General features: G+C 67.5%; 22 protein-coding genes and 1 pseudogene. 12 read left to right on the top strand and 11 right to left on the bottom strand.

Translation table 11 applies throughout. The features are described 5' to 3' along the window. Positions 1-38: 38 nt before the first annotated feature. Positions 39-1,004, bottom strand: a complete 966-nt coding sequence (locus tag AMK34_RS30605; protein WP_038517637.1) for a winged helix-turn-helix transcriptional regulator — start codon at positions 1,002-1,004, stop codon at positions 39-41. 130 nt (positions 1,005-1,134) lie between these two features. Between AMK34_RS30605 and AMK34_RS30600 the strand changes: the two genes are divergently transcribed. After that, a complete protein-coding gene (locus AMK34_RS30600) occupies positions 1,135-2,610 on the top strand; it encodes a carotenoid oxygenase family protein (protein WP_038517634.1) in 1,476 nt (491 codons plus the stop codon). Here the strand turns inward: AMK34_RS30600 and AMK34_RS30595 are convergent. Together AMK34_RS30595 and AMK34_RS30590 are read right to left on the bottom strand one after the other, a co-directional pair. Next, positions 2,559-3,032, bottom strand: a complete 474-nt coding sequence (locus tag AMK34_RS30595; protein WP_073847668.1) for a hypothetical protein — start codon at positions 3,030-3,032, stop codon at positions 2,559-2,561. The two genes, AMK34_RS30600 and AMK34_RS30595, sit on opposite strands and share 52 nt — an antisense overlap. A 91-nt stretch (positions 3,033-3,123) precedes the next feature. After that, the gene (locus AMK34_RS30590) at positions 3,124-3,993 is read right to left on the bottom strand and encodes an alpha/beta fold hydrolase (protein WP_073847990.1); all 870 of its coding nucleotides are present in this window, start codon (positions 3,991-3,993) and stop codon (positions 3,124-3,126) included. A gap of 61 nt (positions 3,994-4,054) precedes the next feature. On the opposite strand from AMK34_RS30590, the gene AMK34_RS30585 reads away from it, so the two are divergent. Then, positions 4,055-4,792 carry a TetR/AcrR family transcriptional regulator gene (locus AMK34_RS30585; protein WP_073847667.1) on the top strand — a complete coding sequence of 246 codons (738 nt, stop codon included), beginning with the start codon at positions 4,055-4,057 and terminating at the stop codon, positions 4,790-4,792. Between the two features lie 100 nt (positions 4,793-4,892). On the opposite strand, the gene AMK34_RS30580 is transcribed toward AMK34_RS30585, so the two are convergent. Together AMK34_RS30580 and AMK34_RS30575 are read right to left on the bottom strand one after the other, a co-directional pair. Then, a complete protein-coding gene (locus AMK34_RS30580) occupies positions 4,893-5,513 on the bottom strand; it encodes a TetR/AcrR family transcriptional regulator (RefSeq protein WP_038517625.1) in 621 nt (206 codons plus the stop codon). Positions 5,514-5,714: 201 nt separating this feature from the next. Continuing rightward, the gene (locus tag AMK34_RS30575) at positions 5,715-7,079 is read right to left on the bottom strand and encodes an ATP-binding protein (RefSeq protein ID WP_038517622.1); all 1,365 of its coding nucleotides are present in this window, start codon (positions 7,077-7,079) and stop codon (positions 5,715-5,717) included. Positions 7,080-7,156: 77 nt separating this feature from the next. Between AMK34_RS30575 and AMK34_RS30570 the strand changes: the two genes are divergently transcribed. The 3 genes from AMK34_RS30570 to AMK34_RS30560 are packed head-to-tail and all read left to right on the top strand — an operon-like array spanning position 7,157 to position 9,431. Then, on the top strand, positions 7,157-7,663 hold the full coding sequence (locus AMK34_RS30570) for an ATP-binding cassette domain-containing protein (protein WP_228694630.1): 507 nt from the start codon (positions 7,157-7,159) through the stop codon (positions 7,661-7,663). Continuing rightward, positions 7,660-8,319, top strand: coding sequence for an ATP-binding cassette domain-containing protein (locus AMK34_RS30565; RefSeq protein ID WP_038517618.1), 660 nt, complete (start codon positions 7,660-7,662; stop codon positions 8,317-8,319). The genes AMK34_RS30570 and AMK34_RS30565 overlap by 4 nt, the downstream gene beginning before the upstream one ends. Beyond that, the gene (locus tag AMK34_RS30560; RefSeq protein ID WP_038517615.1) at positions 8,316-9,431 is read left to right on the top strand and encodes an ABC transporter permease; all 1,116 of its coding nucleotides are present in this window, start codon (positions 8,316-8,318) and stop codon (positions 9,429-9,431) included. Before AMK34_RS30565 ends, AMK34_RS30560 begins: the two co-directional genes overlap by 4 nt. On the opposite strand, the gene AMK34_RS30555 is transcribed toward AMK34_RS30560, so the two are convergent. From AMK34_RS30555 to AMK34_RS30535, 5 genes are all read right to left on the bottom strand, one after another. Beyond that, positions 9,425-10,129 (bottom strand): response regulator transcription factor, encoded by a 705-nt coding sequence (locus tag AMK34_RS30555; RefSeq protein WP_037346833.1) that lies wholly within the window; start codon positions 10,127-10,129, stop codon positions 9,425-9,427. The genes AMK34_RS30560 and AMK34_RS30555 overlap by 7 nt on opposite strands. Positions 10,130-10,205: 76 nt before the next feature. Further along, the gene (locus AMK34_RS30550) at positions 10,206-11,678 is read right to left on the bottom strand and encodes an apolipoprotein N-acyltransferase (protein WP_073847666.1); all 1,473 of its coding nucleotides are present in this window, start codon (positions 11,676-11,678) and stop codon (positions 10,206-10,208) included. A gap of 69 nt (positions 11,679-11,747) precedes the next feature. After that, positions 11,748-12,554 (bottom strand): sugar phosphate isomerase/epimerase family protein, encoded by an 807-nt coding sequence (locus AMK34_RS30545; protein ID WP_073847665.1) that lies wholly within the window; start codon positions 12,552-12,554, stop codon positions 11,748-11,750. Further along, the gene (locus AMK34_RS30540) at positions 12,554-13,705 is read right to left on the bottom strand and encodes a dihydrodipicolinate synthase family protein (RefSeq protein ID WP_073847664.1); all 1,152 of its coding nucleotides are present in this window, start codon (positions 13,703-13,705) and stop codon (positions 12,554-12,556) included. Before AMK34_RS30540 ends, AMK34_RS30545 begins: the two co-directional genes overlap by 1 nt. 77 nt (positions 13,706-13,782) lie before the next feature. Beyond that, a complete protein-coding gene (locus AMK34_RS30535; protein ID WP_038517603.1) occupies positions 13,783-14,823 on the bottom strand; it encodes a LacI family DNA-binding transcriptional regulator in 1,041 nt (346 codons plus the stop codon). A gap of 38 nt (positions 14,824-14,861) precedes the next feature. On the opposite strand from AMK34_RS30535, the pseudogene pip reads away from it, so the two are divergent. The 4 genes and pseudogenes from pip to lpdA all read left to right on the top strand — a co-directional run. Beyond that, positions 14,862-15,800 (top strand): annotated as a pseudogene (gene pip, locus AMK34_RS30530) (prolyl aminopeptidase); the annotation flags it as partial. 63 nt (positions 15,801-15,863) lie between these two features. Continuing rightward, positions 15,864-16,271, top strand: coding sequence for a nitroreductase family deazaflavin-dependent oxidoreductase (locus AMK34_RS43970; protein ID WP_435826488.1), 408 nt, complete (start codon positions 15,864-15,866; stop codon positions 16,269-16,271). A gap of 63 nt (positions 16,272-16,334) precedes the next feature. Further along, positions 16,335-17,105, top strand: coding sequence for a lysophospholipid acyltransferase family protein (locus AMK34_RS30525; protein ID WP_073847663.1), 771 nt, complete (start codon positions 16,335-16,337; stop codon positions 17,103-17,105). A gap of 47 nt (positions 17,106-17,152) precedes the next feature. Beyond that, entirely contained in the window at positions 17,153-18,538 is a 1,386-nt protein-coding gene (gene lpdA, locus AMK34_RS30520) for a dihydrolipoyl dehydrogenase (RefSeq protein WP_037346846.1), read from the top strand. A 42-nt stretch (positions 18,539-18,580) separates the two neighbouring features. Here lpdA and AMK34_RS30515 read toward each other — a convergent pair whose 3' ends face one another. Further along, on the bottom strand, positions 18,581-18,820 hold the full coding sequence (locus AMK34_RS30515; protein WP_143202660.1) for an AMED_5909 family protein: 240 nt from the start codon (positions 18,818-18,820) through the stop codon (positions 18,581-18,583). 123 nt (positions 18,821-18,943) lie between these two features. On the opposite strand from AMK34_RS30515, the gene AMK34_RS30510 reads away from it, so the two are divergent. The 3 genes from AMK34_RS30510 to AMK34_RS42850 are packed head-to-tail and all read left to right on the top strand — an operon-like array spanning position 18,944 to position 22,184. Beyond that, positions 18,944-19,687, top strand: a complete 744-nt coding sequence (locus tag AMK34_RS30510; RefSeq protein ID WP_073847662.1) for a DUF5919 domain-containing protein — start codon at positions 18,944-18,946, stop codon at positions 19,685-19,687. 10 nt (positions 19,688-19,697) lie between these two features. Then, on the top strand, positions 19,698-20,168 hold the full coding sequence (locus AMK34_RS30505) for an NUDIX hydrolase (RefSeq protein WP_073847661.1): 471 nt from the start codon (positions 19,698-19,700) through the stop codon (positions 20,166-20,168). Between the two features lie 54 nt (positions 20,169-20,222). Beyond that, on the top strand, positions 20,223-22,184 hold the full coding sequence (locus tag AMK34_RS42850) for a hypothetical protein (protein WP_143202659.1): 1,962 nt from the start codon (positions 20,223-20,225) through the stop codon (positions 22,182-22,184). The last annotated feature ends 15 nt before the right edge of the window (positions 22,185-22,199 follow it).

The raw sequence follows: 22,199 nt of genomic DNA, 5'->3' as shown, positions 1-22,199 counted from the left end.
CCTGTCAGGAACCGACCGGCTTGGCGAGTCGATTTACGTCACCTGGACGGCGCCGGCAGCTGGACCGGACCGCCGAACCGGACCCGGTCCCGCAGCAGCGGGTGCCAGCAGTGATCGCACAGCAGGATCGGCTTCAGCCGGTTGCCGCAGTCCACGTGCTCCAGCGTGATGTCCGGCTCCTGACCGGGGACCTCGAAACCCCGCGACCATTCGGCGATGAAGGCCAGCGCGGGGAAGAACGCGAGTCCTTTCGCCGTCAGCCGGTAGTCGTGCGCGTCGGTGCGGGTCTTCGCGATCCCGGTCCGCAGCACGCCGACGTCCACGAGTCTCGACAGCCGCCCCGAGAGCACGCTCGGCCCGATGCCCAGTTCGCGTTCGAACTCCGAGAAATGCCGTGCCCCGAGCAGCGCGCTCACCACGACCCCGGTCGACCATCGGTCGCCGAGGAGTTCCATCGTGTCCGGGAAGAACATCAGCGGATCGCCCGCGAGGGACTCGGCGTCCTTGCGGCGGAAGCGTTTCGACGCCGTCGCTTCGACGACGCCGGTCTCGTCGAGCCGCCGGGCGCGGACGTCGCGGGCGTCGACCCGGCGTTCGCACGAGGCGCAGCCGAGCGGCGCCGACGTGGCCAGTTCGCAGTCGAGATGGATCAGCGTCGGCAGTACCGCGCGCCGTCCCTCGACCCATTCCCGTTCCCACGCCCAGATCGAGATCAGCAGCGGCCACAGATCGAGGCCGCGTTCGGTGAGCCGGTACTCGTGCCGGGTGCGGCGCGCGTCCCGGTACGGCGTGCGGACGAGCACGCCCGCGTCGACCATTTCGCGCAGCCGCCCGGACAACGCGGTGGGGGAGATGCCGAGCCGCAGCCGGAGCTCCTCGTAACGGCGGAAGCGCAGGAAAAGGCTCTGCAGGATCAGCAAGGTCCACTGATCGCCGAGCAGTTCGAGCGCCCGTCGCAGCGGATCGCCCGCCGGCCGGACGCGGTGCGCCGTCGCCTCTGTCACGTGGTTCCTTCCGAGGGTGGTGTCGCTGTCAGCGTACTACTGACTACAGCAACAGAAGCCTCTTGACACCTGACTACAGAAATCATAGTGTCTCAGCCATCGGTCAACACGAACCAGCCGGGGAGTACCGATGACGAGCACCTCCGAGCAGCCGGTCCTGGTGGCAGCCGCCACCGGGGAACCCGAGGTCAACCCGTACCTGATGGGCGTCTACGCCCCGGTCGGCGAGGAGATCGACGCGAGCGATCTCGAGGTCATCGGCAAGATCCCCGCGGACCTCAACGGCGTGTACCTGCGCAACGGGCCGAACCCCCGGTTCGAGCCGGAGGGGCGCTACCACTGGTTCGACGGCGACGGCATGATCCACGCGGTCCATCTGGAGAACGGCAAGGCCCGCTACCGCAACCGCTGGGTCCGCACCAAGGCGTTCGAGGCCGAATCCGAAGCGGGCAAGGCGCTCTGGAAGGGCGTCATGGAGTCGCCCAAGGGCAACCCGTTCGGCAACACGCACGGCCTGAACGTCAAGGACAGCGCCAATACCGACCTGATCTTCCATCGCGGCAAGGTGCTCTCCACCTGGTACATGTGCGGCACGCCGTACGCGGTCGATCCGCTTTCGCTGGAGACACTGGGCGCCGAGGACTTCCTCGGCACGCTGGTCGGCGACATGATGGCCCATCCGAAGGTCGACGAGCGCACCGGCGAGATGTTCTGGTTCGACTACGGGCCGCGGCCGCCGTATCTGCGCTACGGCGTGATCAGCGCGGACGGCAAGGTCGCGAGCACGACCGACATCGAACTCCCCGGCCCGCGCCTGCCGCACGACATGGCGATCACCGAGAACCACGCCGTCCTGATGGATCTACCGCTGGTCCAGGACATGGAGGCGGCGCGCAACGGCCGTCACAGGCTGTTGTTCGACCGGTCGCTGCCGAGCCGGTTCGGGGTGCTTCCTCGCTACGGTAACGGTAGCCAGATCCGCTGGTTCGAAGCCAGCCCCTGCTACATCTACCACGTCGTCAATTCCTGGGAGCAGGGCGAAGAAATCGTCCTCGACGTCTGCCGCGTCCAGCGCCCGCAACCGCGCGCGGACGCCCGCACCCCGCTCGCCAAGATGCTGTCGTACCTGCGGCTGGACGCCTCGCTGCACCGCTACCGGTTCAACCTCCGGACCGGGCAGTGCCTGGAGAACCAGCTCGACGACGACAACACCGAATTTCCGTCCGTCGACTCGAGGGTGGTCGGCGGCCGGAATCGCTTCTCCTACGCGGTGCACATCTCGCCGGAGTCGACGCTCAAGTTCGACGGCCTGGTGTGCTACGACAATCTTGCCGGCGCCAAGACCGAACACCGTTTCGGTCCGGGCCGGTGGGGCAGTGAGGCGCCGTTCGCACCCCGCGACGGCGCGGCCGCCGATTCCGCCGACGGCTATCTGGTGACCTTCGTCCAGGACGAGCGTGAGGGGCGCTCGGAGCTGGACGTCTTCGACGCCGCCGATCTCGCTGCCGGACCCGTGGCCAGGGTCCTCTTGCCCCAGCGGGTCCCGCTCGGTTTTCACGCGACCTGGGTACGAGCGGACCAGCTGGAACCTTCCCGTGATCGATGATCCCCGTCGCACTCGCCCACCGGAGGGGGATGGGCAGGTGTGTCAGGGCCGGAAAGCCGCGTCCGAGTCGCCCCTTCCAGGGGGTGGGGCGACTCGGACCTGGCATCGTGGACGAAACGCCGGGCGAGCGCGCCGACCGCGGTCGCGGCGGTGAACACGAGGGCGGCGACGCCCGTCTCGGTCGTGAACTGGAGCGCGCCCAGTGTCCCGACGGTGAATCCCGAATGGACACCCCAGGCGATCACCGCCGTCCCGGCGGTCGCGGTCAAACGCGTCGCGACACCGGTGACGAGGACGACGAAACCCAAGGCCAGCAAGGAAAAGACGTGATGTCGCGCCGAGCCGAGGAGCCCGGCCACCGACGCCGCGACGACGACGGAGGCACAACCGAACGGGAAGCCGAAACACTCGGGATTCCTCATCCGCCCAGTCAACTCCGTGTCACCGGCCGAGCCGCGGGCGTGAACGCCTTCCCTACGGCTCCGCCTGGAACCTTGACGGAATCCTGACCCTTCAGGCCTTGCGCGCGTGCGCGATGATCGCGTCGGCGATCGCGGGCCACAGCTGCCGTGGCAGTTCGTGGCCCATTCCGGGGAACAGCAGCAGTTCCGCGTCCGGGATCGCCTCCGCGGTGGCCTTCCCGCCGCTGACGTTGATCAGCGGGTCGCTTTCGCCGTGGATGACGAGCGTGGGGACCTGGACGTCGCGCAGCTTCGCCGTGCGGTCACCCGAAGCGACGACGGCGGCGGCCTGCCGCAGTGCACCCTCGGGGTGATTCGCGCGGTCGTAATTGCGGGTGGCCTTCATACGCAGGAACTCTTCGTCGGACGGGTGACCGGGCGAACCCACGAGCTTGAACCAGGCGATGCCGTCTTCGATCGCCTGCTCCCGGGTGGCGGCGGGCGGCCGCGTCAGCCCGGCGAGCGCGGCGGGCTCCGGATGCCCGACCGAGGGATCCCCGGTGGTCGACATGATCGACGTGAGGCTGAGCAGCCGCTCCGGCGAGTCGATCGCGAGCTGCTGCACGATCATCCCGCCCATCGACGCCCCGACGACGTGCGCGCGGGCGAAACCGAGCGCGTCGAACAGGCCGGTGATGTCGGCGGCGAGATCGGACAGCAGGTACGGCGCGGAGGTCAGGTCACCCGCGGCGAGCGCGGCCAGATCCGGCGCGGGGAGATCGTCCAGATAGGACGAGAGACCGATGTCGCGGTTGTCGAAGCGGACGACGTGGAACCCGCCCTCGGCGAGCAGTGCGCAGAAGCCCTCCTCCCACGTCACCATCTGGGCGCCGAGTCCCATCACCAGGACCAGCGGCGGATCCGCGGGGGAGCCGAAGGTGTCGTACTCGAGTTCGAGACCGTTCACATGCGCGCGGGGCATGGCCTGATCCTGCCGGAAGCCCCCGCCGTCCGACCAGCCGAATGCGGATACGGTAGCCCGCATGCCGACTTTCTCCGAAGACGCGGGTTCCCGGCCGAGGTCCCGCGCGGCTTCCGGACGGCCGGCCGTCACCAGGGACAGGATCGTCGACGCCGCGCTGGAGCTGTCGGCCGAATCGGGCCTGGAGAACTGGACGTTGCGGCAGCTCGCGGCCGCCGTCGACGCCTACCCCGCGGTGGTCTACCACCACGTCGGCGACCGGGACACCGTCGTCGTCGCGGTGCTGGACCGGGTGGTCGGCGAACTGACGCTGCCCGACGAGGCCTTGTCGTGGCGGGACTGGTTCGACGAGTTCCTGCCGACCGTGCGGACCGTGCTGCGCCGCTATCCCGGTTCGGCGCGCCGCCTCGCCCTGTTCGGGCCGTCGGTCGCCGCCGCCGTGCCGACCATGAACACCGGCATCGGCCGTCTGCTCGCGGCCGGCTTCGGCGGTGAATCGCCGTTCGCCTACAACCTGCTGCTCGCCACGGCCTGCCAGTTCGTCGCGATGGAGGACGACCGGGAGAGCGCGATGGCGCTCCAGCTCGACCGATGCGAGGGCTACGCGGCGTACCGCACGCGCGAGGATCTGCCCGGCATGGCGGCGCTGGGCGAGTCGATCTCCGAGCTGGTCGCGGATCCGGACCTCGCGGCCGGTTACTACGAGCGGCTTTACCATTACGCCGTGCAGCGTTGTCTCGACGGTCTCGAGCTCCGGCTCACCCAGCTGAACGCAATCGGACGTTTGACAGAGCCGTGACAGGGAATCGGCGTAGTGTGGAGGAATACCGGTGCTCGTCACCGGTCCCGAAGCCCCTGGCACCAACCTCCCCCTCGAGGTGCCGGGGGCTTCTCCCTTTTCAGCCTCGCTGGATCTCCGGGAACACGTCGCCCACCAGCGTGACCAGCGATTTGCTGAGCAAGGTGTGCACCTGCGCGCGATCGAGTGAACCGCGCACGAGCCATTCGCGGCCCGCGGCCTTGACCATCCCGCCGAACGCGCGGACGAGCGCGTTCAGCTCCGGCCCGTGTTCGCTTTCGCGGGAGAGGCCGACGGCTTCGAGTACCCGGTCGGCCGATTCGCGATCGGCTTCCTCGAGGATCCGTTCGACCTCGAGATCCCGGCCGATGCCCTCCGGCGCGATCGCGGCCAGCCACATCTTCTCCTGGCTGGTGACCATGTCCAGGAACCAGTCGATGGCGACGTCGGCGCGCAGTTCGAGCGGGCCTTCCGGCAGGATCTCGACGGCGAGCCGCGGCACGGTCAGCGCCCGCCGGATGATCTCCAGATAGAGCTCGCGTTTCGTGCCGAAGTAGTGGTTGATCAGACCCCTGGCGACCCCGGCCTCGGCGGCGATGTCCGAAGTGGACACTTCCGAGTACGGGCGGTCGGAGAAAAGGCGGGCCGCGCAGGCGAAGATCTGCTCCTTGCGCTCGTCCGGTTCCAGTCTCCGCCATCTCGGCGCCGGCTCGGTGGTCATGCGGTCAATCTTCCCACGATCGATTCAGCGCGGCCGGACGATAGCCGAATCCGTGTGACATTCAAAAGCAAAGTGTCAGTTAATCCGGCGTGTACCGTCTGTTGGCCCGCTGGTCTTTACCGTCTTCAGTCAGGTGGCATGCCGTGCGCGCTGTCGGGGCGCGTTTGCCTCCTACCGGCCCGGCCTGGCGAGTAACCCCCCCTAGCTCGCCAGGCCCGGGCCTTCTTCTTTCGGCGAGGGGCGTTCGGCGGGCAGCAGCAGCGTGAACGTCGTCGGCGCCGGGCTGGTCAGCCGCAGCCGCCCGCCTTCCGCCTCGGCCAGGCTCCGCGCCAGCCGCAGCCCGATCCCGTTGCCTTCGTGGTCCTCGGTCCGGTCGACGGTCGCGAACGGATCGTGCCCGTCCTCGATGGCGCCCTCGTCGCTCACGTCGATGGCCAGCGCGTCCCCGGCGTCACGCGCGAGGACGGACACCGTGCCGCGGCCGTGGGTCGCCGCGTTGTCCAGCAGTACGGCGAGCACCTGCCGCACGGCCGCGTCCGCCGCCCGCGCCGGCAGGGCGTCCCGGCCGCTGATCCGCAGCGCGCGGCCGCGTCCGGCGAGCAGGCCGTGCCAGGTCTGGCGGACCTCCTCGAAGAGTTTGCCCAGGTCGAGCAGCGCGCGCGGGGCCCTCGTCTGTTTGGCCAGCGCCAGCAGGTCGTCGATGGTGCGTTCGAGCCGGTCGGCCGAGGCGATGCCGTCGCGGATCGTCGCGTAGGGGTCGCGGTCAGGGCTTTCCAGCGCCGCCTCCAGCTGCAGCCGAAGCCCGGTCAGCGGTGTTCGCAGCTGGTGGGAGGCGTCGGAGGAGAAGGTCCGCTCGCGGTCCAGCGTCTCGCCGATCCGCTCGGACGTGACGTCGAGTGCCTCGGCGACCTGATCGATCTCGTGGACCCCGGTCCGGCGCGTGCGGACGGTGAAGTCGCCTTCGCCGAGCCGTTCGGCGGTGGCAGCCAGATCCTCCAGCGGCCGCGCCAGCCGGGTGGCGATCCGGCGCCCGATCAGCCAGCTCGCGCCGATCGCGATCCCGGCGAGCGCGATCATCTTCAGCCAGGTCAGGCGGATCTTGGCGTCCAGTTCCGACCGGGGATGGGCGGCGCGGACCACCCCGACCAGCGACGGTCCGCTGAGTACCGGGACCGCCAGGACGATCTCGTCGTCGCGGGTGCCGGTCGCCATGTCGGTGTAGTGCGCTTCGCGGACGAAGCGGTCTTCGCTGTTCGGGCCGTTGCCTGCCAGGAGCCTGCCGGTCGGGGTGTAGACCGCGACCCTGATCCCGCGGATCCGGCCTTCCTCCTCTTTGACCGGCCTCAATTCCGGGATCCGGCCGTTGGCCAGGTCGCCGGCCACGCCGAGGACGACGGTGTCGGCGACCCGTTCGAGGTCGTGGGTCGAGTTGCCCTCGTGGAACTTGGCGACCGCGATGGCCAGCGGCGCCCCGAACAGGGTGATCGCCAGCACCGCGGCCAGCACGGTGAGGGTGACGATCCGGCGGCGCACGCTCAGAGTGTGGCCGAAGTGCGAGAGGATCACCCACCCGACGCGATATTTTGCCGTCCGTTGACCTGAGATCAAGGCGATGTTGACCCCCTTCGCCTTACCTTGGGGCCATGCGCCGACGTGCCGCCGTCATGGCAGGCCCGGGGCCCGGATCCGTCCCCCTCGTCCGGTTCGCCGTCCCGGGCGAGTGTGTGGCCGTGCTGCCCGCCGGAAGCGGCGAGGCCCTCCTCGGCGCTCCAGGGGTCGGCGTGCTGCTCCGGCGCGGAAACCTCTTCGACCACCTCACCGTCGGGCGGAACGTCGTGCTGGCGGGGCGGCTCGCCGGGCGGCGCACCGCCGACGACCTGCTCGAACTGGTCGGGCTGGCCGGCCGGGGCGACGACTACCCGGGCACGCTGTCGGCGCTGGAAGGCGCGCGGGCCGGAGTCGCCGTCGCGCTCGCCGGAGCGCCTGACGTGCTCCTCGCCGACGAACCCGCCGGAGAACTCGACGGGCTCGCCGCACTCGAACTCATGGATCTGCTGTGCGCCGTCGCGGCCCGCGGGACGGCCGTCGTCGTGGCGACCCGTGACCCCGAGATCGCGGCGGCCGCGCAGCGGATCGTGAGAGTGGCGTGACGGCGCCACTGGTCCGCGCCGACGAACTGGCGCACACCTACGGTTCCGGGCTGACCGCCGTGGTCGCCGTGCACGGCGTCACCTGCGTGATCGGCGCGGAGACCCGCGCGGTGGTGACCGGCAGGGCGGGCGCGGGGAAGACCACGCTGCTGCACCTGCTCGCCGGGATGAAGAAACCGACGGCGGGCACCATCGACTGGCCCGCCTTCGAGCCGTCGCCGCCGGGGCCCGACCTGATCGGGCTGGTACTGCAGGACGGCGGGCTGCTGCGCGATCTCGACGTCCGGCTCAACGTCGCCCTGCCGCTCGTGCTCGCCGGGCGGACCGGAACGGCGGTCCGCGACGCCGTCGACGGCGCTCTGGAGCTCGTGGGCCTCGACGGCTTCGCCAAGAAGGCGCCCCGCGAGCTGACCGGCGAGCAGATCCGGCTCGCCATCCTGGCCAGGGCGCTCGCACCCGCGCCGAAACTGATCCTCGCCGACGACCCGGCGGGCTGGCTCGACCAGCGCGAGGGCGAGCGGCTCCTCGGCAGGCTCGTGCGTGCCGCGGACCAGCTGGCCGCCGGATTGCTGGTGGCGACGGCCGAAGCCGCCCCGGCCGGGCTGTTCGGGGAACAATGGGCCATGGTCGACGGGAAGCTGGTGCTGGACCGGTGATCGCCGCGATGGCGTTGTGGGTCGGCGGGATCGCGCGCGTGCGCCCCGCCAGGCTCGGCGTGCCCGCGGCCGGGGTCGCGATCGTGACCACGCTGCTCGCGGTGCACGACTGGACCTGGGCCCCGGCACCGCGCTGGATCCCCGCGATGGTGCTGGTGGTGCTGCTGTCCACGCCCTCGGCGAGAGTGCTGCGGGCGGATCAGGACCTGCTGCGTGCCCGCGGCGCCACGGGCGGGCAGGTGGTCGGGCTGGCCGCGGCCGAAGCCGCGGCGGCCGGGCTGGCGGGCGGCGTGGTCGGGAGCGTCGTGTCCCTGGCTTGTGGCTTCGCGACCGGTACGGGCGTAGCCGTCGTCCGGGAAATCGTTCTCTTGCTGTTCGCCGGACTGCTCGTCGCGGCACTCGCCATCCTGCCCCCGGTGCTGCGCGAGTGGTATTTCGTCCCGGCCGACGGCGGGCCGCCCTGGTGGTCGCCCTACGGCCTCGACGTCATCCTGCTCGCGCTCGCCTTCGTCTGGCCGCTGTTCGGCTGGGCGGGCGGCACGATGCTGCTGTGGCGGTTGGTGGAGCTGGGGCTGCGGAAGGGAAAACGGGCGATCGGCGGGATACTCCGGCCGCTCGTCTCGGGGCTCGCGGGCGTGATCGCGCTGTCCATTTCGTGGCGGAGCGCGCTCCTGGCGCGGTCGGTGGTGCTGGTCGCGCTGGCGGTGGCGTTCGCCATGGCGACCGCCCTCACCAGGGACGGCTGCGGCGAGGCCGAGGTGGACCTGATCGCCTCGCTGATCCTCGCGGCCGCCGCGGCCGGGCCGTCGTTCGGCGCGGCGCTCAACGAACGTCGCCGCGATCTGCTGATCGTGAGCACGCTCGGCGGGAAACGGCGGCAGGTGGCGGCGTTCATCGCGGGAGACGCGCTGGTGGTCGGCGGGGGTGGCCTGATCGCCGGGCATTTGCTGGGCGTGCTGTTCGTCTTCGTCTCGAAGGTGGAGAGGGTGCCTTCGCCGCACGGCTACTTCGGGCTGCTGGCGCTGGTGGTGATCGCGTCGTGCGTGGCGGCGTCGGCGCGGATCGCGCAGCTCGCCGCCCGCGACGAGGTCTCCGACCTGCGGGACTACTGATTCTCGAAGGGTTGTTCGAGGCGGTAGCCGTGGCCGCGCAGGGTCGAGATCCTGGGCGCCTGCTCGGGGGTGGGCGCCGATTCGGTCAGCTTCCGGCGCAGTGCCGCGATGTGGACGTCGAGCGTCTTCGTGGAGCCGTACCAGTGCGCGTCCCACACCTCGGACATCAGGGTGTCGCGGCTGACCGCGACGCCCGGCTGTTCGGCCAGCCGGGCGAGCAGGTCGAACTCCTTGGCCCGCAACGCGATCTCCTTGCCGCCGACGCTGACCCGGCGGCCGGCGGTGTCCACCCGCAGATAGCCGATGGCGATCGCGGGCCTGCTCTCCGGCGGCGCCGTCCCGCGCCGCAGATGCGCCCGCACCCTGGCGAGCAACTCTCCGAGCCGGATGGGTTTGGTGAGGTAGTCGTCGGCGCCGGCCTCCAGGCCCACGACGACGTCCATCTCCTCCTGGCGCGCGGTCAGGATGACCAGGACGGCGCCGGGCAGCTCCGCCCGCAGCCGACGGCAGACCTCGACCCCGTCCAGATCGGGCAGGCCGAGGTCGAGCAGGACGAAATCGATGTCGCCGTCCGCCGCGGCCGCGAGCGCTGTGCGGCCGTCACGCTGCCAGGAAACCTCGTAGCCGTGCAGACGGAGGGTCGATTCGAGGACGCCGCCGATCGCGTCGTCGTCTTCCACCACCAGCAGTTTCGGCATGCGGGGGAGCTTAACCGTTGAACACTGTTCTTTTCGGCTGAGACGTTAGGAACACCACGCTTTCCGTAACGGGGCGCTAACGTTTCCTTCGATATGTCCATAAAGGACAGAGCGCGGCGACCGCCAGGCACAGCCAGGCGAACACGTCACCGACACGGGCGTACACGGTCTGTGTTCTCGGCTGCACCGGCAGATCCGCGACGAGCGTCTGCTGATCCGTCCGGTAGTAGTCGGCGTGCGCGAGCACCCGGCCCTGACCGTCCACAGCTGTGGAATTCCCGTGGGTGGACTGCCGGAAGAGTGAATATCCGTTCTCCACCGCGCGGAAGACGGCCTTTTCCGCGTGCAGCGCGCCGAATCCCGGCCAGTCGTTGGCGGGGACGAGCATCAGCGAGGTCCCCTTGTCCGCGGCTTGGCGCATCAGACCGGGGAAATCCGCGTCATAACAGATGACCGACGCGATCCGTCCGTACGGCGAATCCGCGGTGGGGACGACTCCCGGGCCCGGTGTCATCGGCTCCATCGGCGTCGGATGCGTCTTGTCATAGGTCCAGAGCACCTCGCCGGAAGGCCCGACGAGCACGGCCACGTTGCGGATGAACGGAGCCTGCGCGGTGTAAAGCGAGTACGCGAGTCCGACGTGGATCCCCGCCTGCTTCGCTTCGGTGCCCATACGGGCGAGCAGCGCCGCTTGATCACGTTCCAGCACGCCGGCGTGCGTTTCCGGCCAGAGCACGATCTTCGCGCCCGCCGACGCCTGCTGCCGGGTCCTCGTCACGAGATCCTCGGTGACCGGCGCGAACGCCGCACCGACCGCGACCGGGTCGGCGGTGACGACTTCTTCGGCACGCCAGTACTTCACGCCGATCCGCTTCAGCGCGTCCGAACTCGACCGGTCCGCCTCCGCCGACGGGCTGATCCCCGCGACCCGCACCGTTTTCGTCGTGGGAGCGTCGAACAGCAACCGCGCGCCACCGGCGGCGAACACCACGCCGAGCAGGCAGAGATGCACGACGACCGTGCGCTTGACCGGCCGCCATCCCTCCTGCCAAACGGTGTTCGCCACCGAGGCGGACCACGCCATGACGAAGGTGAGGCCGTAGACACCGGTCACGGAAGCCGTTTGGAGCAGCGGCAGGTTCGTGGACTGGGTACTGCCGAGCGCGCCGAAGTCCCCGAATCCGGTGATCACCGTGAAGAGGTATTCACCCGCGACGAGCGTCACCGGGAACACCAGTGTCTTCAAGAGGCCGGCGCGGTCGGCGAGCAGGCGGTCGGCGAGGAACGCCGTCGTCTGCAGCACGGCGAGCAAGGTGAAGGCGAGCAGACCGGAGAGCACGAACAGCAGGCTGGTGACCCCGAGCCAGAACAGTTGCCCGATCAGCAGCGACAGTCCCACCATCAGGATCGCGCGGCGCGTGGGGACCAGCCGGGCGTAACGGAGGAGGAAGACCGGGAACACCCAGGCCGCGAGCGGAACGTTCCAGTCGGTGTGGACGGCGAGCAGGAGCAACGCTGTGCCCAGCCACCAGAGCAGCCGTGGTTTCATGCCGCGAACGGTAGGAGACCACGGCCGCCCGGACAGCCGACCTTGGGCAGCGAGGGACCCTTACTTTCGTCAGGAAACGTGGTCGCGGTAGGCCTTGACGGTCTCCGCGAGCACCTCGCCGCCGGGACGGCGCCAAAGGTCGGCGTCGAACACCTCGACCTCGATCGGCCCGGTGTACCCGGCGGCCTCGACACACGCCTTCAGATGCCGATGGTCGATCGGGCCGTCACCGGGCAGGGCCCGGCCGAGCAGGGTGTCGGTCAGGGGCACCTTCTGGTCGCAGACGTGGAATCCGGCGATCCGGCCCGCCGCCGCGGCGATCGACTCCTCGATCCGCGGGTCCCACCACACGTGGAATTCGTCGACGATCACGCCGACCTGATCGGCCGGATGTTCCAGCGCGATCGCCAGCGCCTCGTCCACAGTGGACAGGACGGAACGTTCGGCGCACTGCATGGGGTGCAACGGTTCCAGGCCGAGGCGGACCCCGCGCTCACCGGCGTACGGCGCCAGCTCGCCGACCGCGTCCGCGACACGCTGTCGCGAAGACTTCAGGCTGCCGTTCACCCCGCCGACGACCAGGACGAGGACATCCGCACCCAGCGCGGCGGCTTCGTCGATCGCCTCCCTGGTCTGCGCGACACCGTCCACAGGGGATCCTTCCGGGGTGACCCCGGTGAAGAAACCGCCACGGCACAACGACGACACGCCGACGTCGTACTCCTTGAGCAACCGGGCGGCTTCCTCGACGCCGGTCTCGGCGACCTTGTCGCGCCACAAGCCGATCCAGCGGACTCCCGCCTCGGCGCAGCCCGCGACGGCCTCCGGCAGCGACCACGCCTTGGTGGTGATCTGGTTCAGGCTCAACCGGTCCATCAGGACACCCCCGCCGCGGCCAGCAGCGGCCGCATCCGCGTGACGGCGAGCTCCGGATCGGTGAGCGCGCCCGCGGCGTCGGCCAGGCGCAGCAGTTCGGCCAGATGCGTGATGGAGCGGGCCGACTCGCGGCCCGCGACCATACGGAAGTGGTCCTGGTGCCCGTTGAGGTAGGCGAGGAAGACGACGCCGGTCTTGTAGTTCCTCGTGGGGGCGCGGAAGATGGCCCGGCTCAAGGCGACCGTCGGGTCGAGCAGACCGTGGAAACCGGCCTTGTCACCCTCGTCGAGGCGGGCGAGCGCGGCGCCCGCGACCTGCGCCACGGCGTCGAAGATGCCCAGAAGCGCTTCGCTGTGGCCCTGCTCGTCCCCGGCGATGAGTTCCGGATAGTTGAAGTCGTCGCCGGTGTAGCACTTGACGCCTTCGGGCAGCGCGCGGCGGAATTCGGTCTCGATCGACGCGTCGAGCACCGAAACCTTGACCCCGGCGATCACGCCGGCGTGCTCGGCGCAGAGCCTGCCCAGTTCCTCGGCCGCCTTGCGGACGTCACCGTGGCCCCAGTAGCCCGCCAGCGCCGGGTCGAACTGCTCGCCCAGCCAGTGCAGCAGGACCGGGCGGTCCGCGCCGGAGAGCAGTTTTCCGTACGCGGCATGGTAATCCGCGGGCCCGGAAGCCGACGCGGCGAGCGCGCGGCTGGCCATCACGACCGGGATCGCGCCCGCCTCGCCGACCAGGTCCAGCTGCTCGCGCCAGGCGTCCACAATGGACCCGGCGGTCGCCTCGCCGGCGGGGAGCTGGTCGGTGCCGACGCCCGCCACCCACGGCCGTCCGGCGGCGAGCGCCCCGGTGCGGCGGATCAGCTCCTTGGTGGTGGCCCAGTCCAGGCCCATCCCGCGCTGCGCGGTGTCCATGGCTTCGGCGACGCCGAGACCGCAGGACCACAGGTGCTCGCGGAAGGCGAGAGTGGTGTCCCAGTCCAGCACCGCGCCTTCTTCGGGGTCGGCGGGGGCGAACGGGTCGGCGACCACGTGCGCGGCGGCGTAGGCGATCCGGGAGGTCGGCGGTGTCGCCGGTTTCGCGGGCGTTTCCGCCCCTCGCGGCGTCCATTCCGCCAGTCCGCCGTCGGCGGTGGGAAGGGCGATCAAGGTCATCGGGTCTCCGTGGCGCGGTGTGAGAAAGCGCTTTCTCGGACCACGTTAAGTCACCCCGCGGGCCGCACACAAGGGTTTCAGCGCGCGGGAGCGGCGGTGCTGCGGCGCAGGACGACCTCGCCGGACATCTTCACCACGCGCGGCCGGGTGCCGGGGGAGGCCTTGAACGCCAGGTCCATGGCCCGTTCGCCCAGCTTCTCCAGCGGCAGCGCGACCGTGGTCAGCGCGGGCGTGAGATCGCGCACTACCGGGATGTCGTCGAAACCGGCGATCGACATCTCGCCGGGCACGGAGACCCCGGCGTCGCGCAGGGCCGACATCGCGCCGATCGCCATCACGTCGGTCACCGCGAACACGCACGTCGGCCACTGCTTGCGCGGCCGGGCGAGGACCTTCTCCATCGCCTCGTAACCGCCGTCGCGGGTGAACGCCGCCTCGAAGACGTCGTCCTCGGCCAGCTCGACGCCGTGCTCCAGCAGTTCCGCGGCGAACCCGTCGAGGCGGTCGACGACGGTCGTCAGGCTCTTCGGCCCGGCGAGCACGGCGAAACGGCGGTGTCCCAAGTCCAGCAGGGCCTTCGCCAGTTCGGCGCCGCCACCCCGGTTGTCTGGCTGGACGGTGTCCACTTTGAGCCCGCGATGCCTGCTGACCGCGGCGACGTGCCCGCCGCCGCGCCGGTACGGTTCGAGTTCGGCGGCCATCGCCTTTTCCCACGCCTTGTCCTCGAACGCGGAACCGATCAGCAGAATGGCCGACGCGCGCTGGGCACGCAGCGTCGAAACGTACGCGACCTCCTTGGCCGGATCGCGGAACGTGCTCGCGAGCATCACCAGAAGATCGTTTTCACTCGCCGCGCGCATGATCCCGCCGGCGATCGCGGCGAAATACGGATCGCCGACGTCGTGGCAGATCACCCCGACGGTCGGCTGTGAGCCACCGGCCAATGCCTGAGCGTGAGCATTGGGGGTGTACGAGAGCTCGGCAGCCGCGGCGATCACTCGTTCGCGGAGATCCCCCCGGACGGTGGCGGTGCCGTTGAGTACGCGGGACGCGGTCGCGAGCGACACGTCCGCGGTGCGCGCCACATCTTCCAGCGTCACGTGGGGGCGGGCCTTCATCGATCCTCCAAGCTGGCGTTTGGGGCATAGTGGCGGACATGCTCGGCCTTTATCCGGAAATCGAACCTTACGTCCAAGGGATGTTGCCCGTCGGTGACGGCAACGAGATCTATTGGGAGGAATGCGGCGATCCCGAGGGCAAGCCGGTGATTTTCCTGCACGGCGGCCCCGGGGGCGGTTCGAGCCCGAGACATCGCAGACTGTTCGATCCGGACAGGTACCGCATCGTCCTTTTCGATCAGCGCGGCTGCGGGCGCAGCACGCCGAACTGCGCCACCCCGGAGACGGAGCTTTCCGTCAACACGACGTGGCACCTGGTCGCCGACATCGAGCGCTTGCGCGAGCATCTGGACATCGAACACTGGATGGTCTTCGGCGGTTCGTGGGGGAGTGTGCTCGGGCTGACCTACGCGGAAACCCACCCGGGGCGCGTCACGGAACTCGTCCTCCGCGGGGTGGCCACCTTGCGGGTGAAGGAACTGCAATGGCTCTACGGCGGGGGAGCGGCGTTCCTCTTCCCCGAGGCGTGGTCGCGGTTCCTGGCCCCGGTGCCGTATTCGCGCCGCCAGGAGAACCTGATCGAGGTCTATCACGAACTGCTGAGCCATCCGGATCCCGCCGTGCACGGCCCCGCCGCGATCGCGTGGAGCCGGTGGGAGGGGGAAACGGTCAAACTACGTCCCCACGACGAGGTGATCGACGCGTTCAGCGATCCGACGTTCGCCCTCGCGATCGCGAGGATCGAGAACCACTACTTCCGGCACGGCGGCTGGCTGGCCGAAGATCAGCTGCTCCGCGACGCCGGGAAGCTCCGGGACATCCCGTGCGTTCTGGTACAGGGACGCTATGACGTGGTCACCCCGGCCATCACCGCGTGGGAACTCAGCCAGGTGCTGCCTTCCGCCGAACTGGTGATGGTCGGCGACTCGGGTCACGCGTTCGACGAACCCGGCACCCTGCACGAGTTGATCAGCGCGACCGACAGGTTCGCGTCAGACTGGCGAGGCGCCGGTATACGCCAGGACGAGAGGAACACAGACATGCTTTTCGGTGACGAGCACGTCCGTCGCTACGAAGAGACCGACGGCGAGGTGGGCCACGACTGGGAGCAGGGCGCGCCTTGCCTCATCCTCACCACCAAGGGCCGCAAGACCGGCGAGGACCGCAAGTTCGCGCTGATCTACCAGTTCGACGATGACGACAACCCGGTGATCGTGGCGTCCAAGGGCGGCGCGCCGGAGGACCCGGGCTGGTACAAGAACCTGCAGGCGAACCCCGAGGTGAAGGCCCAGGTCAAGGCGGACAAGTTCACCGCGCGCGCCCGGACCCTCGAAGGTGAGGAGCGCGCGAAGCTGTGGGAGAAGCTCGCCGCCGTGTGGCCGGATTACAACGACTACGCGAAGAAGACCGACCGCGAGATCCCCGTGGTGGTGCTCGAGCGCGTGTGATCCGCGCCGCGTTCGCGCGTGGTCGTAGCCGAACCGGAGCGGGTTCGGCTACGAATTACGTCCATGGTGCTGAGACCTCGTGAACGCTGGACCGCGCTGAGCCCCGCTTCGGGGGACTTGCTGACGTTCCGCCAGATGATCGCCTTCGGCCGGCGCTTCGCCCGCGCCGGCCGGGGCGCCTGGTTCGCCTTCGCGATCAACGTCGTGTGGCCGTTCCTGGTGCTGTTCACCCGGTTCCGGGTCCGCGGCGGGGAGCACCTGCCGTCGTCGGGCGGCTTCCTGGTGGCGTCGAACCACCTCTCGTTCGCCGACCCGACGACGGTGACGGCGTACTGCCTCGCGCACGGACGCGTGCCGCGCTACCTGGCGAAGGCGAGCCTGTGGGACGCGCCCGTCATCGGCTCGGTGATGCGTTCCGGCAAGCACATCCCGGTCTACCGCGGGGCGGCCACCGCGTCGGACGCGTACCGCGACGCCGTCAGGGCCGTCCGTGAGGGTGAATGCGTCGTGATCTTCCCGGAAGCCACCTTCACGGATCACCCGGACGGGTGGCCCATGCGAGGGAAGACCGGGATCGCGCGGATCGCGCTGGAGACCGGTGTCCCGGTGATCCCGCTGGCGAACTGGGGCACGCACCACCTGCTGCCGTCGGACGCCGTGCTCCCGCGCGCCTTCCCGCGCAAGACGGTGAACCTGGTCGCCGGTCCGCCGGTGGACCTCTCGGACCTCATGACGCCTTCGCCGTCCCGTGAGGTGCTGGAGGAGGCGACCAAGCGGATCATGACCGCGGTGACCGAGCTGCTGATCGAGATCCGCGGTTCGCGTCCCGAGTAGGCAGTCTCACCCTTCGGACCGCCCCGGTGAGGGGTAGGTTTCGGGGTATGAGTGCACACTATGACGTCGTTGTCCTGGGGGCCGGAGTCGGCGGTTACGTGGCGGCGATCCGGGCGTCGCAACTGGGGCTGAGCGCGGCGGTCGTGGAGGAGAAGTACTGGGGCGGTGTCTGCCTCAACGTCGGCTGCATCCCGTCGAAGGCACTGCTGCGCAACGCCGAACTCGCGCACATCGTGACCAAAGAGGCGAAGTCCTTCGGGATCCAGGTCGAGGGGAAGGTCAGCTTCGACTACCAGGCCGCCTTCGACCGCAGCCGCAAGGTCGCGGACGGTCGCGTCAAGGGCGTGCACTTCCTGATGAAGAAGAACAAGATCACCGAATACGACGGGCACGGCACCTTCCTCGACGCCAACACCATCGAGGTCAACGGCGAGCGGATCACCTTCGACAACTGCGTGATCGCCACCGGCGCGACCGCGCGCCTGCTGCCGGGCACCACGCGCAGCGACCGCGTGGTCACCTACGAACAGCAGATCATGGAAAACGAACTGCCGGAGAGCATCGTCATCGCCGGCGCGGGCGCGATCGGCGTCGAATTCGCCTACGTGCTGCACAACTACGGCGTGAAGGTGACCATCGTCGAATACCTCGACCGGATGGTCCCGCTGGAGGACGCCGAGGTCTCCGCGGAACTCGCGCGCCGCTACCGGAAACTCGGCATCGAGGTGCTGACGTCGACCAAGGTCGAGTCCATCGACGACACCGGCTCCAACGTGCGCGTGACCGTCTCGAAGAACGGCGAGCAGCGTGTCCTGGAAGCGGACAAGGTGTTGCAGGCCATCGGTTTCCAGCCGCGCGTCGAGGGCTACGGCCTGGACAAGACCGGCGTGGAACTGACCGACCGCGGCGCCATCGCCATCGACTCGCGCGGCCGCACCAACGTCCCGCACATCTTCGCGATCGGCGACGTCACCGCGAAACTGATGCTCGCGCACGCGTCCGAATCCATGGGCGTCGTCGCCGCCGAAACCATCGCGGGCGCCGAGACCATGGAACTCGACTTCGTCATGATCCCGCGCGCGACCTACTGCCAGCCGCAGATCGCCAGCTTCGGCTGGACCGAAGAACAGGCCCGCGAAAAGGGCTTCGACGTCCAGGTGGCGAAGTTCCCCTTCACCGCCAACGGAAAGGCGCACGGCCTCGGCGAGGCCGTCGGCTTCGTGAAGATCCTGAGCGACGCGACGCACGGCGAGCTGCTGGGCGCGCACCTGATCGGCCCGGAGGTGACCGAACTGCTGCCGGAACTGACTTTGGCGCAGCAGTGGGACCTGACGGTGCACGAGATCTCGCGGAACGTGCACGCTCACCCGACCCTGGGGGAAGCGGTCAAGGAAGCCGTGCACGGCCTCGCGGGGCACATGATCAACATGTAAGCCCTCGTGAGTGTTTCGGGTCGTTCTAACGACCCGAAACACTCACGAGCTGGTTCTGGCTGCAGCGATTCGTGCGGCTAGCTCCTCGGCCTTGCGTTCCTCGAAACCCACCCAGTACCTGAGTTCGTGGTGATGCCACCGGTCCACCTCGGATACCTCTCGGTACATGCGGGCGTTGGCCCGGTGGAACGTCAGCCACTCCGACACATCCGCCTCCGGCCGAGGGCGCCGGCTCGCCGCGTCGGTGTGCGCGTCACGCAGGGTCTGCGGCTCGGTCTTCATCAATCCCTCCCTCTCGACGCCGTCAGTTTTCGGCAACTGCGGAGACGTGATCACCTCACGGCAGGACATCTTGGGACGTCCTTGGTACGGTCGAAGACGTCCCTACAAGTCCCTGGAGCGCGGATGCCGAACGAACGCCTTCGGGACGCCTTGCTGCGTAACGGCTTCTCGCTGGAACAGGTCGCCGATGCCACCGGGGTCGACCAGAAGACCGTGGAACGGTGGATCACCAAGGGGCGGACGCCTTACCCGAAGCACCGGCACAAGATCGCCGCGATGGCGCGCGAGTCCGAGACCTACCTCTGGCCGGACTCGGTGGCCCCGGAGCGCAAAGTGGAGACGGCCGCCGCCGAGGTCGTGCAGGTGTTCCCGCACCGCAATGTCATTCCGGTCGAGCTGTGGGACCGGCTGATCAAGGAAGCGTCGGACACCGTTGAGGTCCTGGTCCACGCCGGGCTGTTCCTGGTGGAGCGCCCGCGGTTCGTCAAGGACCTGACCGCCAAAGCCGCTGCGGGAGCGCGGGTCCGCCTGCTGTTCGGTGATCCCTCCAGCGACAGCGTCGCTCTGCGCGGGGCCGAGGAGCAGCTGGGCGACGGGACGCTCGCGTCGCGCATCCGCAACGCACTGGCGTTCTACCGGCCGCTGGTCGGAGTGAACGGAGTGGAGATGCGCTTCCACGACACCACGCTCTACAACTCGATCTTCCGCTTCGACGACGAAATGATCGTGAACACGCACGTCTACGGCTTCCAGGGAGCCCACGCCCCGTCCCTGCACCTCCGCCGGCTATCCGCCGGGGACCTCTTCGAGACGTACTCGGAGAGCTTTGAAGCCGTCTGGAACCTCGCCAAGCCCGCCACCTTCTAGGAGGCCACACATGGCACGCGTCGACTACCTCAACGATCCCAACGCGCCGAAGGCGAACAGCATCGCGGTCGCTGTGTCCGTGTTCATCCAGGACGACGAGGGCCGCATCCTCATGATCCGGCGGACGGACAACGACCTGTACTCGATCCCTGGTGGGCAGCTTGAGCTCGGTGAGACGTTGTCGCAGGCCGCTGTGCGGGAGGTGCGCGAGGAGACCGGGATTGAGTGCGAGGTGACCGGGGTCATCGGGCTGTACTCGAATCCGAACCACGTCATCGCGTACGACGACGGCGAGGTGCGGCAAGAGTTCTCGATCTGCTTCCGTGCCAACATCCTGGGTGGGCACGTTCGAGGCAGCTCGGAATCGTCCGAAGTCGTTTGGGTGGAACCAGAGCGGCTCGAAGGTATAGCTATTCATCAGTCAATCAGGCTGCGCGTAGGGCATGCTCTTGAGGGTTCTTCACAAGTCTACTTCAGTTGAGTTACATGCATCTTGAACATGTAACACGCGCTCGCTACTGGCCGACATGTGGATATGGCACAGAATCCCGACCAATCTAGGCTGCCTCGCATCGTAAGCGGCCCTGCGGTGTATCTAAGCGAGGGCGACAAGGCGAGAGCTATTGATCTTCGCCGCCTTGTTGCAGGTCGGGTACCAAATGGAATACCCGCGAACTTTATATTCACGCCACAGGAGAATGAAGCCTACTTTGTGGGCACTGCCATTAAGGCGTTGAACGCTAAATGGAAGGTAATCAAAAGTGGGCTGATTGTTCCGGATCATCTGGCCCAACCTTCTGCGCCGATTGATCAGATTAGCGTTTATCTGACTTCGGATGAAATATTCGGGTTCCCTGTTCCGCCATCCCTCCTAGTTGAAAACTTGAGAGATCTGACAGCGGAGACTGTGCTGCGCACTTCAGCCGCTATTCTAGCGGACTATAGGCATCCGGGTGTTGTGCGGGCGGAAGTCGACAAAAAATACGCGGCGATGTGGTTTACGTCGCCAACAAAAGAACGTGTCCTGAACCTATTGCGAGAGCCAAGTCGTAGCCTGGTGGTTCCTCAGGTCTTATATACCCTTATTTGCCATTCAATGCGACTTAGTGGCGATTCGCTCTTGCCGGAAGTGAGTGCCGGAAACTTCGTAGTCGCCCTGATGGCGGCTCAGCAAGAATTCGGAGATGGGCCCGGATCTGGCGATGAGCACGTAATTACGATGAAGCCAGGAATGCTGGGAAGAGAGATGATCTCAAACCAGATATTTAACTCTGCAATAGATGAAGCTCATTTATTGGCAAGATTTGCCAGAATTTGGCTCCAGTTATCGACTGAGCTCGAAGGTGAGCCGGAAATAGAAGACCTTGAGAAGGGTTATTCTGAAATTGTCGGGGTACCGCTGAGGGATGTACTGGCCGTGGGGCTGATTCTATTTAGTGTCGCGGTGAGCGGTCGGTCGATGATAGGGCCTGAGTACTTTTCGAAGCTGGTGTGGGACAAAGAGCGGCTGGATCGTGCTCTGTCTGTATTTTCTGTAGAGCTTCCTGAGTTTCGCGCGGCAACTCTGGCTGAGCGGAAGGCGGAGCAGGTGAGTTGGAGGTTCGATACATTTGGCCGGTTTCCGGTGGTTAGAATGTGGCATGGCGGGGTCATAGTCCTGGATATCGCACTACTTTTGCCGCGATTATTTGGCTGGCTACCAATCTTTGATATCGAGTTTGCTGCCAAGGCTAGCGGAAGTCGAGAGAAGCGAAAGAAAGCTGAGCGGCTCAAGCAAAGCTTGCGCCGACTGTCAGAAAAATACTGTGCTGAGGTACTAGACAGCATTGCGGGTTCCGGCACCGGCCAAAGGCGCGTGTATCACGACGAACAGCTTAAGGCCGCGTATGGAAATCGTGACGGCGTCAGAATTGCGGATGCGGCAATTGATTATGGCGACTCCTGGATTGTTATAGAGGCGACGACTACTCAGCTTAAACGCGATTCAGTTTTCGGCATCTCGGATGATTCTGTGGTGGAAGATCTTGTTAAGCTGGTCGGTGAAGTTGAACAAGTGGATTCATCGATCAATTCGATTCGAGTCAATGAGACTGCTCTGACAGGCTATCCGTCCGGAGCTAAGAAGAAGTTCTTTCCTGTCTTGGTCTTAACGGAAGGCTTTCCTGTAAACCCGATTTCATTGACCCTGCTTCGTGAGCATGTTGACGAAGCTGGTTTGCTTCAAGGAGATGACGTTGCGCCCTTGGAGGTGGTCGATATTGTCGAGCTTGAAATCGTCGAGAGTCTACAGCGAGAGGGCGGCCCTAGCCTTATTAAGCTTCTTGAGCTAAAGCAAAGCGCGGAATTATGGCGATGCAGTCTTCGTGACTTCATTTTGGTTGAACTAAAGCTATTCCCGCGTCGGCCTGATCGTATTGATCAACTATGGCACGGTCTCACCGACGAGTTAGCTCGGCGGATGTTTGGTGACGAAGTGGTTGATCAACGAGGCTTCTAGCTTGCCGAACTTGGC

This window comes from Amycolatopsis sp. CB00013 (genome assembly GCF_001905755.1).
Lineage (GTDB): Bacteria > Actinomycetota > Actinomycetes > Mycobacteriales > Pseudonocardiaceae > Amycolatopsis > Amycolatopsis japonica.
The sequence above is the reverse complement of the archived record's forward strand: the minus strand, read 5'-3'. Positions and strand labels throughout refer to the sequence as shown.